Genomic DNA, 12,409 nt, shown 5'->3' on the forward strand with positions numbered 1-12,409 from the left:
AGTGGCGTCCCCTAGGGGACTCGAACCCCTGTTACCGCCGTGAAAGGGCGGTGTCCTAGGCCACTAGACGAAGGGGACACACCCCGGAACATCAAGCAACTTTCCGGCTTCCTTCGCTCTGTTTCTAGCATTGCGCTGGAAGTGGCGCGCATTCTATGGAGCCTTTCGGAGTCCGTCAACCTCTCTCTAAAAAATTTTTAAAATCAAAGACTTCAGACCATAAATTGACATGGCACTAGGAGCCATGCGACCAAGCCACTACACTCGGTCGAAAAGTCGATTTCCGAGAGGTCCCAAGCAGTGTCCGCACTCGTGATTACCCTGCTGATCGTCGGCGGCATCGCCCTGTTGATGGTGATTGCCTATATCAACCACGCCGTCGAGAACAGCAAGCTGGAGAAGGCGCGCCAACGTGCCGACCTGCTCGACCGCATCCGGCGCTGCCAGGATCTCTCCGAACGCCTGCCAGGCCAACTGATGACCCCGCAGCTGAAGCTGCTGCTCGCCAAGCTGCAACTGCAGGCCAGTGAACGCCTGCTGCCGCTGGAAAAACAGAACGCCACGCTCAAGACCGACATCGAGACGCTGAAGGCGCAGATCGCGCAAGGCGAATCCATCGCGGTGAAGAACCCTCCACAACCGATCGCCAACGAAGCCAAGGCCAAGGATGTGCGCTTCCTGCTGGAGAACCTTCACGCCCTGGTCACCGGTTCGGTACAAGGCGGGCTGCTGCCGGCCAACGAAGGCAAGCACTGGCTGAAGCAGATCCGCCAGATGCTGGTGCTGGTGCATATCGAGTTCTTCAGCACCCTGGGCCAGGCGGCCCTGCAACAGAAGCAGCCAGGACAGGCCCGCCTGGCCTTCGAGCGAGGCGTCCAGTACCTGCGCAAGCAGCCTGAGCCCGCCCAGTACCAGGCGCAGCTCAAGCGCTTCGAAGAGCAGCTGGCGCGCGCCAACGCCATGGTCCTCAACAACAACGCCCCGAGCGCCGAGGAGTCCAGCGAGCTGACCGAAGGCCTGAAGAACCTGGGAGACGACGACTGGAAGAAGAAGAACATCTACGACTGAGCCTCGCGCGACTTCATCCCGCCCAGTCGAAAACACCGTTCGCCGATTAGAAAGGAACTGCAATGAGCCTGACCGTCTACGGGGCACCCCTGTCCCCTTTCGTCCGCAAACTCTGCCTGTGCCTGATCGAAAAGGAGCTGGATTACGAGCTCGAAGTGGTCATGCCCTTCGGCCAACCCGACTGGTTCCGTGAGCTCAACCCGCTGGGGCGGATTCCGGCCTTTCGCGACGGCGACCTCAAGCTGGCCGACTCCAGCGTCATCTGCCAGTACCTGGAAGAACGCTACCCCGAGCGCAAGCCTCTCTATGGTGCGGACGCGCAGCAGCGCGCCCAGGTACGCTGGCTGGAGAAGTACGCCGACTACGAGCTGGCCCCCTTGTGCACCTTCACCGTGTTTCGCCATCGCGTGCTGAAAACCAGCATGGGCCAGCCCTGTGACGAGGACAAGGTGCAGCAGACGCTCAGGGACAAGCTGCCCGGCCATTTCGACTATTTCGAGACAACCCTGGGCGACGCGCCCTACTTTCTGGGCGAGCAACCGAGCATGGCCGACCTGGCGCTGGCCAGCCAGCTGCTGAACATGGAACACGGCGGGGAGACGCTGGACACTGCGCGCTGGCCGAAGCTGGCCGCTCACTACCAGCGCATCAAGGCCAGCGCCTCGATGCAGCAATTGCTCCCGCGCGAACTGCGCACGCTGGAAAAGATCGGCATCAAGCGCTAAGCCGCAACGCCCGCTGGGCATACAACCCAACCGAAACGCCCCTGAAAGAACAATGCCCCTGATCCTCGCAAGGATCAGGGGCATTTCACGTCATTTGAGCGCTGCGCTTACCAGTCCTTCAGCGCCGCCTCGGCAGCAGAATTCATCGGCTCGGCCAGCAGCCCCGTCGGGGTCAGGCTCACGCTGTACACGGCATCCGCCGCGATCGGCAGGTAGGTCACGCGCAGCGCCTGCGGATCGAACAGCAGCAGGTCACGCTGGCTCAGGCGCAACCAGCGCCACAGGTCGACGCCATAGGGACTCTCGGCCAGCTGCACGCGGCCATGCTGCGCCAGTGCCTGCTGCTCGATGGCGAGAAAACGCCCGGAAAGGCGCTCCAGGCGGTAACCGGGCTCGAGGCCGATCAGCTCGGCCAGGCCCTTCCAGCGAATCAGTCGGCCATCGAGCTGCCACATGTCACCCTCGAGGGTGACGACCCGCTCCCGCCCGCCTTCCAGCAGGCTGACCCGATAGCGCTGCGGGCCATCCGCCTTGAAGCTCAGCGTCACCAGCGGCTTGCCCGGCTCCAGCGGCTCGTAGCTATACAGGTCGTAGGCCACCAGGCCAATCAGGCCGGCCAGTGCGAGAAACGCCAGGCCGCAGGTGCCGCGCAGCCAACCGAGGAACCAGCCTGTATTGAGCAGAACGCGCAATGCCACCAGTAGCGCCAGCACGGCCAACAGCGCCACGGCCCAGGCCAACCCATCGTATTGCATCGCTCGCATTCCTTCTCTGACGAAATCCCGGCATTATGCGCAGCTCTCCCTGCCACGAACAGCCGCCAGGCTGCGCACTTGCCCACAAGTCGACATTTTTAATATGCCCCTGCTCGAACTCGCCATCGACCCCAGCACGCTGGCCATCCTCGCTCTGGTTGCCTTCATCGCCGGTTTCATCGACGCCATCGCCGGCGGCGGTGGCCTGCTGACCATCCCGGCACTGCTGACCGCTGGCCTGCCACCGCACCTGGTGCTGGGCACCAACAAGCTCTGCGCCACCTTCGGCTCGGGCACCGCCGCACTGACGTTCTACCGGCGCAAACTGTTCGATCCGAAACAGTGGCGCAACGCCCTGCTGGCCACCCTGATCGGCGCCCTGCTCGGCGCCGTCATCGCCCACTGGATGCCGGCCGCCTGGCTCAATCAGATGCTGCCGGCCGTGGTCTTCGCCTGCGGCATCTACCTGCTGTTCGGCCGCATGCCGGAGGCGCCGGCCGAACACGACCTGCCGATCGCCAAAGCCCGCCAGTGGCCTCAAGGCCTGGGGCTCGGTCTCTATGACGGGGTGGCCGGCCCTGGCACGGGCGCATTCTGGACGGTCAGCAGCCTGCTGATGTACCCGCTGGATCTGGTTCGTGCCAGCGGCGTCGCACGCACCATGAACTTCGTCAGCAACGCGGCGGCACTGGTAGTCTTCATCGCCTTCGGCCAGGTGGCCTGGGTGCTCGGTCTGAGCATGGGCGCAGCCCTGATGATCGGCGCCTTCCTAGGCGCGCGCACCGCGATCAAGGGCGGCTCGAAGTTCATTCGCCCGGTGTTCATTCTGGTGGTATTGGCACTGACCGCCCGCCTGGTCTGGCAACACTGGGTCGCCTGAGCGACCTCGCACCGCGCACGAGCAGGCCTTGCGCCTGCTCTGTCAGGCCTGCAGTTGGGGCTCCGGCAGGCCCAGGCGGCGTGCCACGTAGAGATCGATCAGGTAACGCGCGATGGAGCGCGAAGCCGGCAGCGGTGGCAGGTCGTCGACACGGAACCAGCGCGCGTCCTCGATCTCGTCCTCCTGCATGACGATGTCGCCGCCGGCGTACTCGGCATGGAAGCCCAGCATCAGCGAGTGTGGGAACGGCCAGCCCTGGCTGCCGATGTACTGCAGGTTCTGCACCTCGACACCGACTTCCTCGCGCACTTCACGCGCCACGCAGTGCTCCACCGACTCGCCTGGCTCGACGAAGCCGGCCAGGGTGCTGTAGATCCCCGTGACGAAACGCGGCGAGCGCGCCAGCAGGACCTCGTCGCCACGCGTGACCAGGACGATCATGCTCGGTGAAATCCGCGGATAGTGCTGCGATTCGCAGCTGTCGCAGCGCATCGCCCGCTCGCCGGGCAACTGCCGGGTCGCAGCCCCGCAGCTGCCACAGAAACGGTGCTCGGCATACCAGGTGCCGATCTGCGCGGCGTAGGCGAGCATGCGGAAGGTTTCCGCCTCGCCCTGCAACATGAACTGACGCAGGCTCTGCCAGCTGCAGCCCTCGAGCTGGGTCGACGGTTTCACCTGCAGCAGGTAGACCGCATCCTCGCCGAAGTAGCCAATGCCCTGCTCACCGACTATCTCCAGGTCCTGGCGCTTGATCCAGTCACGCGGAAACAGGACGCCGTTGCTGTCGGCCAGAAAGTGCTGCTGGTTGTACAGCAGCGCCCAGCCCCCCGCCTGCGCGGGGTCGAGAAAGGCATTGCGCCAGGCCATCAGGCGGCCACCGGCATGCCCAGCGCCTTGACGCTTTCCTCGGCCAGGTCGAGCACGCTGGGCCGCGTTTCCGGACGCATCACGGCACCGGCTTCCAGGTAGTACTCCAGGCTGCTGAGGGCATCAGCCAGGGTTTCGAGCATCTGCTCGGAGGGCATCTGCCCCGAATCGAGCATGCGCGTCTGGATGTAGTCCGCGCAGGCACCGACCAGGTTCGCCGCACGGCGCTGCTCGAGGAACCACAGACCACCCCGGACGGCCTGCAGGCTGAACGGTACGTTGGCCAGGTGCATCTTGTCGCCACCCGCTTCCAGGTAGGCGGTGATGGCCCGCTTGGCCAGCGCCAGGCCGGCCTGAGCCTCGTCGACCACCACGATGCGCGCTTCGTTGAGCTGGTGATGGGCGAAGGAGTCGGCCTCGTTGCCAGGCTCGGCCGCCGCCGGCCGCACCTCTCGGCCCTCGCCCCGCTCCAGGCTGGCCACCATGCCCTCGACGTACAGCACCGCGTCGGCGAGCTTGTGCAGCTGCTCCGGTTGCGGTGGTGTCTCGGCATTCCAGGCGGCGACGTGCGGCAGTTGAGCGCTGAGCGAGTTGCCGGCGGAATTCAGGCCGACCATGCCAAGGGTCTTGGCCAGCTTGCCCAGCAACGCATGCAGGGTCCCCAGGGTCTCGCCCTGCAGGGTGCCGCGTTCGAGCAGGTCGAGCATGTCCTTGACGCTGGCCAGCTCCTCGCGGATCGCCGAGGACAGCGACCGCATCACCGCCTTGCCCGGCCCGGACAGGCGCTGGTATTCCTCTTCCAGCAGGTGATCGGTGAACGGCAGCGGCGTCAGGCCGAATACCTCGCGCATGGCACTGGCCTGGGGACCATGGCTGTCCGCCAGCGCGACGAGGTACAGCAGTTCCTTCAGCAGGCTGCGCGGGGCTTCGTACTGCGGGTTGCCCAGCATCAGCTTGAGTTCGCGGTCGACCCGCGAGAACAGCTGTTTGCGGGACTTGCGCGCCAGCAACTGCGCGTCGCACTGCGCCTCGATGGCCGCCGCGCCGATCCAGCACATGCGCCCGCGCGGCTCGTTGGCGAACAGGCTGTCGAGGCGCACCATCGCCCGCACCATCAGCTTCAGGCTGGCCTGCGGGTTCTGTTCACGGATGAAGCCCAGCAGGCCGACCTGGTACATGTGACGCAGGCGCTTGCCTTCCGTCAGCTTGGCCGCGCCATCGAGTGGCTGGGTCGCGGTGTGCGGCCGCGCATGATCGAGGCGCACGCTGAAGAAGAAGCTCTCCGGCAGGGGCTGCTGTGCCCCGGCCTGGCGCAGGTCATTGATCGCCGGCAGCAGCAGCTCGGGCATTTCCTGGCGATGGGCATCGACGTTTTCCAGGTAGCGGCGCAGCACGTGCAGCGCATTGCTCAGCGCCGCCAGTTGCACGTCACGCTCCTCGCCCGCCCCGACCGGAATGTCGGTGGCCTGGTCCAGCACTTCCTGGGCCAGCAGCTCGGCTCCGGCCAGCTCGATCAGGTTGAGCGTGCCACGCACCTGCTGCAGGCTCTCTACCGCCTGCTGCAGCAGGCTGCCGTTGTGCCGCTCGGCAATGAAATGCTCCAGGCTCTGCTCGGCCTCTTCCATGGTGACGAACAGCTCGTCGCGCACCAGACTCAGGGATGTGGCTCCACTTACCATGCTCTATGCACCTCGCGGTTCGCTCGCATCAAACGACAGTGGAACGGCATCAGTCGGCGAACTCCGGCTTCTGCTTGCTCATGTGCGCGGTCATCGCCAGGCGCAGGTCTTCCGACTGCAGCATGGCGGCATTCCAGGTGGCAATGTATTCGAGACCATCGTCGACCCGATGATCACGCATGTAGCGAATCATTTCCTTGGTTCCTCGTACCGCAACCGGTGATTTGCTGGCGATCTCCGCGGCGATGCCCATGACCCCGTCCAGCAACGCTTCCTGGCTGGCATAGGTGCGGTTGACCAGGCCGATACGTGCGGCCTCGCTGCCATCGATGCTGCGCCCGGTGAAGGCCAGCTCGCGCATCATGCCATCGCCGATGATACGCGGCAGACGCTGCAGGGTGCCGACATCCGCGGCCATGCCCATGTCAATTTCCTTGATGGAGAACTGTGCATCGACCGTCGAATAACGCATGTCGCAGGCGCTGACCAGGTCGATGGCACCACCGATGCAATAACCCTGGATCGCCGCCAGTACCGGCTTGCGGCAGTTGTCGACGGCATTGAAGGAGGCCTGCAGTTCGAGAATCTTGCGGCGCAGGGCGTCGGCGTTGCGACCGACGTCCTTGCCCAGCTGCGCGCCGACCGAAGCCAGCAGCATCAGGTCGATGCCCGAGGAGAAATGCTTGCCCGCACCGGAAAGCACCACGACACGCACGGCGTCGGTGGCATCGACCCAACGGAAGATCTCGATGATCTCCCGCCAGAAATCGGCGTTCATCGCGTTGACCTTTTCCGGACGATTGATCTGCACATGGGCGATCTTGTCCGCCAGGTCGACGCGGAAGGCTTTGTAGTCGGACATGGCAGGCATCCTCAGCCGCAGCTCGGCACAATAATTATTTTGTGATTAATAACCGAGCAACTATAACAAGCACGCCATAAAAGTCGATGCTTGCCAGTGTGACGCAGGGCACGCCCCGGATGTTAACGAACGCTTTGAATATCCGTGGTAAGGGTTTGATCTGCCGAGAATCCTGATCCCCGGCAGAGCGACCCTGCGGTCATTCCACCAGGCAATCCACGCAGTACTGCCCCGCCTCGGTCTGCAATCCGTGCACGTCGATGTCGAAGCCCGGGAAGGCCTGGTCGAAGGTCCGCGCGAAGGCCAGATAGTCGAGAATAGAGCGCGTCGCTGCCGTGAAGCGTTCGCCCGGCATGATCAGCGGAATGCCCGGCGGATAAGGCACCAGCATCACCGCCGCGATGCGCCCCTGCAGCTGATCGATGGGCACCGCCTCGACCTCGCCGCGCACCAGCCGGTCATAGGCGTCGGCCGGCTTGATCGCCACCTCGGGCAGCGCCGTGTACATGCTCTTCAGCGCCTTGGCCGTGGCGTTGTCGCGGTAGCAGCCATGCAGCGCATCGCACAGGTCGCGCAAGCCCATGCCCTGGTAGCGCCCGGCGCCGGCATGGGCGATGGACGGCAGCACGTCGATCAGCGGCAGATTGGCATCGAAGCTGCGCTTGAACTCCAGCAATTCGGTCAACAGCGTGCTCCACTTGCCCTTGGTGATGCCCATGGAGAACAGCACCAGGAAGGAGTACAGGCCGGTTTTCTCCACCACCAGACCGCGCTCCCAGAGGAACTTGCTGACCACGGCGGCGGGAATGCCCTGTTGCTCCAGCTTGCCCGCCGCGTTCAGGCCGGGCATGACCAGCGTGACCTTGATCGGATCGAGCAACACGTAGTCGTCGGCCACCTCGCCGAAGCCATGCCAGTCGGCATCCGGCTGCAGCACCCAGTCGCCCGTGGCCAGCTCATCGGCCCCGTCGACCGCCCCCGGCTGCCAGATGCTGAACCACCAGTCGTCAGCACTGAGGTTGCGGCGCACGTTGGCCAGGGCGCGGCGGAAGCTCAGCGCCTCGTCGAAGGTTTCCTGGATCAGCGAACGACCGGCCGGCCCCTCCATCATCGCCGAGGCCACATCCAGCGAGGCGATGATGCCGTACTGCGGCGAGGTCGAGATGTGCATCATGAACGCCTCGTTGAAGCGATCACGGTCGAGCTGGCGCTGCCCGCCATCCTGCACATGGATCATCGACGCCTGGCTGAAGGCCGCCAGCAGCTTGTGCGTCGAATGCGTGGTGAACACCAGCGGCGAGTGCTCGTCGCACTGGGTGCCCATGCCAAAGCGCCCGGCGTAGAAGTCGTGGAAGGCGGCGTAGGCGTACCAGGCCTCGTCGAAGTGCAGCACCTCGACCGAATCGCCCAGGGCCTGCTTGACCATCTCGGCGTTGTAGCAGAGCCCGTCGTAGGTGGAGTTGGTCACCACGGCCAGCTTGACCTTCGGCGCCCGACCGCGCGCCAGCGGGCTGGCGTCGATCTTGGCCTGGATCGACTCCCGGCTGAACTCGCTCAGCGGAATGGGGCCGATGATGCCCAGCTCGTTGCGCTCGGGGCAGAGATACAGGGGAATCGCCCCGGTCATGATGATCGAATGCAGAATCGACTTGTGGCAGTTGCGGTCGACCAGCACCAGGTCGTCACGGCCGACCATCGAATGCCAGACGATCTTGTTCGCCGTGGAGGTGCCGTTGATCACGAAGAAGGTGTGATCGGCGCCGAAATTGCGCGCAGCCCGTGCTTCGGCCTCGGCCAGCGGCCCGGTGTGATCGAGCAGCGAGCCCAGTTCCGGTACCGACACCGAGAGGTCCGAACGCAGCGTGTTCTCCCCGAAGAACTGGTGGAAGGCCTGGCCCACCGGGCTCTTGCGATAGGCCACGCCACCGCCGTGCCCGGGCGTGTGCCAGGAGTAGTTGGACTGCGCGGTATGCTGCACCAGCGCCTTGAAGAAGGGCGGCAACAGGCCTTCCAGGTAGTTGTGCGCGGCACGCGCCACCTGCCGCGCCAGGAAGGACACGGTGTCTTCGTAGAGGTAGAGGATGCCACGCAGGTGGTTGAGATCGGCCATCGCCTCGGCCGGCGCATTCTCGATGGTGACCTGTTCGCCGAGGGCGAAGATCGGCAGCTGCGGCGCCCTGACCCGCGCCACGCGAATCAGCTCGACCATGTCCTGCAGCAGCCGGCTGTTCTCACCGGCGCCTTCGGCGGCGACGAGGATGCAGGCCAGGCCATGGTGGGTCGAGGCGACGATGCGCCCCTCGGCCGCACTGGCCGTGGGCAGGATGCTGAAGCCGTCCTGGGTGAGTTCCTGAGCGATGGCGCGCACCCGATCACCGGCCACGGTGTCGGCCTTGATGTCGCGGTGCACGATTAGGACGGGAAACTTGAGATCTTTATACATTGTGACGTCCTGAAGGCTGGCAGGCCTGGCCTGCCCATCGCTTCAGGTTAGAGGCTCCCCCCTGGCGGCGGAACCCCCTGTGCATCACGCTATAAGAAAAGGTCGCAATTGCGCTGTTCGGTTATTCCGGCGCCTCTTCCAGCTGGGCCCACAATGCCGGGCCACCGGAGGATTTCTCGATGGCGGCGAGCCGCGTCAGATGCGCCGCCAGCTCGTCTTCACTGGCGCGGATGACCCGCGTGCGAGGACGACCGGCATCCAGCCGGCGAATCGGCGTGGCCTGCTGGCGCCCGCTGCCATCGCCATCGCCGCCCTCGCCCGCCAGCGACAGGTGGGTCTGCCCACCGGTCATGGCCAGGTAGACGTCGGCCAGGATCTCGGAGTCGAGCAGTGCGCCGTGCAGCTCACGATTGGAGTTGTCCACGCCGTAACGCTTGCACAGCGCATCCAGGCTGTTGCGCTGCCCCGGATGGCGCTCGCGCGCCATCATCAGGGTATCGAGCACCGAGCAGTAGTCACTGACATCGGCGCGCTCGCTCTGCCCCAGCAGGGCGAACTCGTTGTTGATGAAGCCGACGTCGAACGCCGCGTTGTGGATGATCAGCTGGGCGCCCTTGATGAACTCGTAGAATTCATCGGCCACTTCCCTGAAACGCGGCTTGTCGGCCACGTAGTCGTTGGTGATGCCGTGGACCGCGATGGCGCCTTCGTCGATCTCGCGGTCCGGATTGAGGTAGACATGGAAGTGACGCCCGGTCAGGCGCCGCCCCAGCAGCTCGACACAACCGATCTCGATGATCCGGTGCCCGTCCGTGACCGGCATGCCCGTGGTTTCGGTATCCAGCACCACATAGCGATTGGGGGTGTTATCGGTCGTCACGCCTTGTCTCTCTCATCGTTCAGGTTGCCGCACAAGCGCGACATGTTAACCCAGGTTGCCGGGCATCACTCAGCGCGCTGCGCGCACCTCGTCGACACCACGGTTGGCCAACTGGTCGGCACGCTCGTTGCCCGGATGCCCGGTGTGACCACGCACCCACTGCCAGCTGACCTGGTGGCGATTCACCTCCTCGTCCAGCTTCTGCCAGAGGTCGGCATTCTTCACCGGCTCCTTCGAGGCGGTTTTCCAGCCACGCTTCTTCCAGTTCGGCATCCATTCCTGGATACCCTTCATCACGTACTGCGAATCGGTCACCAGCTTCACCGCGCAAGGGCGGGTCAGCGCGATCAGGCCGGCAATCGCGGCCATCAGTTCCATGCGATTGTTGGTGGTACTCGGGTCGCCGCCCCACAGCTCCTTCTCCACGCCCTTGTAGACCAGCAACGCGCCCCAGCCGCCGGGGCCGGGATTGCCCTTGCAGGCGCCATCGGTGTAGATCACCACTTCATCGGTTTCAGACATTCATCAGCTCTGTACGGGTTTGACCAACCGGGGCGCAGCGCCTAGCTGTCCAGATCGCGCCGGCTGACCTTCGCCACCGGCATCGGCAACAGCTTGCCCATCGGCTCGCGGCGCGCCTGCCGCAGCGGACGCAAGCCGACCACCAGCTTGCGCGCCACCAGCAGGTAGAAGCCGGCACCCGGCAGTTGCCAGGCATCGCCCCAGCGCTCCATCCGGCGCAGGCGCATCTGCCAGGCCAGTGAAGCGAGCGGCGGACGATAGCACCCGAACCGGCGTTTCTCCAACGCAAAGCCGAGCAGCGCCAGCCAGTCGCCAACGCGCCCGGGGTCGATGCAACGCGCCTTGCTCAGGCCATCGCGCGCGAACAGGCGGCGAGCGCCCCACGCGCTCCAGGGGTGAATGCCCAGAATCAGCAGATGCCCACCGGGCCTGACGCTGCGCGCCGCCTCGCGCAGCAGGCCGTGAGGCGACAGGCTGAAATCCAGGCCGTGCTGCAGCAGCACCACATCGGCGGCGTGCTCGCCCAGCGGCCAGGACTGCTCTTCGCAGACGATCTGCACACCGGGCAGCGGCGCCCCCAGGCGCACGTTGTGCTGAATCTGCCCGGCCTCCGGCGTACGCTCGGCACCCGGACCGTAACTCACCAGATAGCCGCCGAAGAAACGCGCCAGCTCGTCTTCCAGCAAGCGCCGCTCCTCCTCCAGCAGCAACTGCCCGAGCGGCCCGGAAAGCCAGTCGCGCGCCTCGCTGATGAGCTTGAGCCACTCAGGATCGGCCTGAGCGAATACCTGATCGGTCATCGCTGCCTCCGCATGACAGTCTCTGCATCCAGTGTCTAAGATGCACCTTTATATCCAGCTTAGCGACCCACAATGATTCAGATCGACGCGCTACCGGCCTTCAACGACAACTACCTCTGGCTGCTGCAGGAGCCGACCAGCAAGCGCTGCGCGGTGGTCGACCCGGGCGATGCGGCGCCGGTGCTGGCGTGGCTGGAGGCGCACCCCGGCTGGTGCCTCAGCGACATTCTCATCACCCACCATCACTTCGACCATGTCGGCGGCGTCGAGACGCTGAAGAACGCCACCGGCGCCCGCGTGGCCGGCCCGGCGGCAGAGAAGATCCCGGCACGCGAGCTGGACCTGGGCGACAACGACACGCTCGAGCTGCTCGGCCTGCGCTTCCAGGTCCTTGCCGTTCCGGGGCACACCCTCGGCCACATCGCCTACTACAACGCCGAGCAGCAGCTGCTGTTCTGCGGCGACACCCTGTTCGCCGGTGGCTGTGGCCGCCTGTTCGAAGGAACGCCGCAACAGATGCACGCCTCGCTCGGCCGCCTGGCTGCCCTACCCGGGAGCACGCAGGTCTACTGCACCCACGAGTACACCCTGAGCAACCTGCGCTTCGCCCATGCCGTGGAGCCGGACAACCTGCGCCTCAGCGAGCGCCTGGCCGAAGTGACGCGCTGGCGCGAGGCGGGCCGCATCAGCCTGCCCTCCTCGATCGAGCTGGAACGGGCTACCAATCCGTTCCTGCGCACCGACGCGCCAGACGTCATCGCGGCGGCTGCGAACCGTGCGGGCGAATCCCTCAACGAAGCCAGCGCGGTGTTCGCCAGCCTGCGTGCGTGGAAGGATAAATTCTGATTCGCCGACGAACGCGCTGGTGCCTTGCCAGCAGCGGTTTTCTGGCGCCATGACCCAGGCATATTGAACCAAGTGAGAGGGA

The 12,409-nt window shown here is 65.1% G+C and carries 12 protein-coding genes and 1 tRNA gene; 4 read left to right on the forward strand and 9 right to left on the reverse strand.

What is annotated here, in order from left to right; translation table 11 throughout:
• Positions 1 to 2 precede the first annotated feature (2 nt).
• A tRNA-Glu gene (locus E4487_RS12020) sits at positions 3 to 78 on the reverse strand.
• A gap of 222 nt (positions 79 to 300) precedes the next feature.
• Between E4487_RS12020 and E4487_RS12025 the strand changes: the two genes are divergently transcribed.
• On the forward strand, positions 301 to 1,068 hold the full coding sequence (locus tag E4487_RS12025; protein WP_373921521.1) for a hypothetical protein: 768 nt from the start codon (positions 301 to 303) through the stop codon (positions 1,066 to 1,068).
• Between the two features lie 62 nt (positions 1,069 to 1,130).
• On the forward strand, positions 1,131 to 1,793 hold the full coding sequence (locus E4487_RS12030) for a glutathione S-transferase family protein (protein WP_037052929.1): 663 nt from the start codon (positions 1,131 to 1,133) through the stop codon (positions 1,791 to 1,793).
• A gap of 107 nt (positions 1,794 to 1,900) precedes the next feature.
• Here E4487_RS12030 and E4487_RS12035 read toward each other — a convergent pair whose 3' ends face one another.
• The gene (locus tag E4487_RS12035; protein ID WP_037052931.1) at positions 1,901 to 2,548 is read right to left on the reverse strand and encodes a membrane protein; all 648 of its coding nucleotides are present in this window, start codon (positions 2,546 to 2,548) and stop codon (positions 1,901 to 1,903) included.
• Positions 2,549 to 2,651: 103 nt separating this feature from the next.
• On the opposite strand from E4487_RS12035, the gene E4487_RS12040 reads away from it, so the two are divergent.
• Positions 2,652 to 3,428, forward strand: coding sequence for a TSUP family transporter (locus E4487_RS12040; RefSeq protein WP_037052932.1), 777 nt, complete (start codon positions 2,652 to 2,654; stop codon positions 3,426 to 3,428).
• A 42-nt stretch (positions 3,429 to 3,470) separates the two neighbouring features.
• Here E4487_RS12040 and nudC read toward each other — a convergent pair whose 3' ends face one another.
• From nudC to E4487_RS12075, 7 genes are all read right to left on the reverse strand, one after another.
• Positions 3,471 to 4,295, reverse strand: a complete 825-nt coding sequence (nudC, locus tag E4487_RS12045; RefSeq protein ID WP_150609403.1) for an NAD(+) diphosphatase — start codon at positions 4,293 to 4,295, stop codon at positions 3,471 to 3,473.
• Positions 4,295 to 5,974 (reverse strand): hypothetical protein, encoded by a 1,680-nt coding sequence (locus E4487_RS12050; protein ID WP_037052934.1) that lies wholly within the window; start codon positions 5,972 to 5,974, stop codon positions 4,295 to 4,297. The genes nudC and E4487_RS12050 overlap by 1 nt, the downstream gene beginning before the upstream one ends.
• A 49-nt stretch (positions 5,975 to 6,023) precedes the next feature.
• On the reverse strand, positions 6,024 to 6,836 hold the full coding sequence (locus E4487_RS12055; protein WP_134675955.1) for a crotonase/enoyl-CoA hydratase family protein: 813 nt from the start codon (positions 6,834 to 6,836) through the stop codon (positions 6,024 to 6,026).
• Between the two features lie 199 nt (positions 6,837 to 7,035).
• A complete protein-coding gene (locus E4487_RS12060; protein ID WP_134675956.1) occupies positions 7,036 to 9,279 on the reverse strand; it encodes an Orn/Lys/Arg decarboxylase N-terminal domain-containing protein in 2,244 nt (747 codons plus the stop codon).
• Positions 9,280 to 9,400: 121 nt separating this feature from the next.
• Entirely contained in the window at positions 9,401 to 10,159 is a 759-nt protein-coding gene (gene dnaQ / locus E4487_RS12065) for a DNA polymerase III subunit epsilon (RefSeq protein ID WP_150609401.1), read from the reverse strand.
• A gap of 69 nt (positions 10,160 to 10,228) precedes the next feature.
• Positions 10,229 to 10,681 (reverse strand): ribonuclease HI, encoded by a 453-nt coding sequence (rnhA, locus tag E4487_RS12070; protein WP_037052942.1) that lies wholly within the window; start codon positions 10,679 to 10,681, stop codon positions 10,229 to 10,231.
• Positions 10,682 to 10,722: 41 nt separating this feature from the next.
• Complete coding sequence (locus E4487_RS12075; RefSeq protein ID WP_037052945.1) at positions 10,723 to 11,481, reverse strand: class I SAM-dependent methyltransferase; 759 nt, start codon at positions 11,479 to 11,481, stop codon at positions 10,723 to 10,725.
• 72 nt (positions 11,482 to 11,553) lie between these two features.
• On the opposite strand from E4487_RS12075, the gene gloB reads away from it, so the two are divergent.
• Positions 11,554 to 12,327 carry a hydroxyacylglutathione hydrolase gene (gloB, locus tag E4487_RS12080; protein ID WP_175253439.1) on the forward strand — a complete coding sequence of 258 codons (774 nt, stop codon included), beginning with the start codon at positions 11,554 to 11,556 and terminating at the stop codon, positions 12,325 to 12,327.
• Positions 12,328 to 12,409 lie beyond the last annotated feature (82 nt).

The sequence above is a fragment of the Pseudomonas sp. BMW13 genome (assembly GCF_013357275.1).
GTDB classification, from domain to species: domain Bacteria; phylum Pseudomonadota; class Gammaproteobacteria; order Pseudomonadales; family Pseudomonadaceae; genus Aquipseudomonas; species Aquipseudomonas khazarica.

Excerpts from the sequence above, each read along its gene's own strand:
- E4487_RS12050 (WP_037052934.1), bottom strand. The coding sequence starts at position 5,974 with ATGGTAAGTGGAGCCACATCCCTGAGTCTGGTGCGCGACGAGCTGTTC.
- E4487_RS12075 (WP_037052945.1), bottom strand. The coding sequence starts at position 11,481 with ATGACCGATCAGGTATTCGCTCAGGCCGATCCTGAGTGGCTCAAGCTC.
- E4487_RS12055 (WP_134675955.1), bottom strand. The coding sequence starts at position 6,836 with ATGTCCGACTACAAAGCCTTCCGCGTCGACCTGGCGGACAAGATCGCC.
- E4487_RS12030 (WP_037052929.1), top strand. The coding sequence starts at position 1,131 with ATGAGCCTGACCGTCTACGGGGCACCCCTGTCCCCTTTCGTCCGCAAA.
- gloB (WP_175253439.1), top strand. The coding sequence starts at position 11,554 with ATGATTCAGATCGACGCGCTACCGGCCTTCAACGACAACTACCTCTGG.
- rnhA (WP_037052942.1), bottom strand. The coding sequence starts at position 10,681 with ATGTCTGAAACCGATGAAGTGGTGATCTACACCGATGGCGCCTGCAAG.
- E4487_RS12040 (WP_037052932.1), top strand. The coding sequence starts at position 2,652 with ATGCCCCTGCTCGAACTCGCCATCGACCCCAGCACGCTGGCCATCCTC.
- E4487_RS12035 (WP_037052931.1), bottom strand. The coding sequence starts at position 2,548 with ATGCAATACGATGGGTTGGCCTGGGCCGTGGCGCTGTTGGCCGTGCTG.
- E4487_RS12060 (WP_134675956.1), bottom strand. The coding sequence starts at position 9,279 with ATGTATAAAGATCTCAAGTTTCCCGTCCTAATCGTGCACCGCGACATC.
- nudC (WP_150609403.1), bottom strand. The coding sequence starts at position 4,295 with ATGGCCTGGCGCAATGCCTTTCTCGACCCCGCGCAGGCGGGGGGCTGG.